This window comes from Corynebacterium sp. HMSC05D03 (genome assembly GCF_001807205.1).
Classification (GTDB): domain Bacteria; phylum Actinomycetota; class Actinomycetes; order Mycobacteriales; family Mycobacteriaceae; genus Corynebacterium; species Corynebacterium aurimucosum.
In genome coordinates this window covers 1-591 of sequence record NZ_KV788188.1, presented here as the reverse complement: position 1 = coordinate 591, position 591 = coordinate 1, and the positions used below count along the sequence as shown (strand labels likewise).

At 61.3% G+C, this 591-nt stretch carries 1 protein-coding gene; it reads right to left on the bottom strand.

What is annotated here, in order from left to right:
• Positions 1 to 151 precede the first annotated feature (151 nt).
• Positions 152 to 591: LPXTG cell wall anchor domain-containing protein (locus HMPREF3147_RS10680; protein ID WP_141740739.1), on the bottom strand; the 440-nt coding region annotated here is incomplete at its 5' end.

The following is a 591-nucleotide window of genomic DNA, read 5'->3' as shown; positions in this document are numbered from 1 at the left end:
ACGCCGCAAATCCACACAAAATGTCCCTTAAGCCGGATCGCCTCAGTGTGATTGAGCAAAAAGAAACGCCCGAGCTAATGCTCGGGCGTTTGCTCGTGGTTTACTCAACCACTGCCGTGAGGCCGGTCGGGCCCCTGCGGATACCTAGTGCTTAGGAATCCTTGCGGCGGCTAGGACGCAGAATCAGAGCTGCACCAGCGATGAGTGCCAGTGCCACACCAATGAAGCCTAGGACGTTAGCACCGGTGTTGGCAAGCTTGCTAGACGAGGTGCTCTTGGAAGAGGCCGGGGTGCTCGATGTCGTTCCTGGCTGGCTAGCCTGGCTCGGCTGTGCACTCGGAGTCTGCTCAGCCGTCGGCTGTGCTTCCGTGCTCGGTGCCTCTGGCGCCTTCGGTTCCTCAGGCTTCAGCGGCTCTGCTGGCTTGGCCGGCTTCGTCGGCAGCTCCGGAATGTGCGGAGGCTTGAAGAAGTGGGCCAGTGCCGGCGGAATAATCACCAGCGGGATGAGCGGCCACAGGCTGCTGAGATCCGGGATGCTCGATGTACCAGGCTTATCCGGCTCTTCACTCGGCTCCTGGCTGGGTTCCTGGC